The 251-nt window shown below is 79.3% G+C and carries 1 pseudogene; it reads right to left on the reverse strand.

What is annotated here, in order from left to right:
- A pseudogene (locus SACPADRAFT_RS32715) lies at positions 1 to 251 on the reverse strand (hypothetical protein); the annotation flags it as partial.

Genomic DNA, 251 nt, shown 5'->3' on the forward strand with positions numbered 1-251 from the left:
GTGCCCCCGCACCCTGGCCCGTTCGGGGAGGCCGTGCGCGGGGTCGCCGTCACGCTGCCGTGTGCCAGGCGGGCGTCCCCGGCGTCGGTGACGGTGACCGTGACGCGCACCGGCTCACCCGGCAGGTCGGGGAGGTCGGCGAACCCCTGGCTGCCGCCGGTGCGGCGCACCTCCGCCGAACACACCGCGGACGGCCCGCCGCCCTCGCAGGTCGTCCCGGCCGCCACGGTGAACGGCCGCAGGGTGACCGG

This window comes from Saccharomonospora iraqiensis subsp. paurometabolica YIM 90007, from assembly GCF_000231035.2.
GTDB lineage: Bacteria > Actinomycetota > Actinomycetes > Mycobacteriales > Pseudonocardiaceae > Saccharomonospora > Saccharomonospora paurometabolica.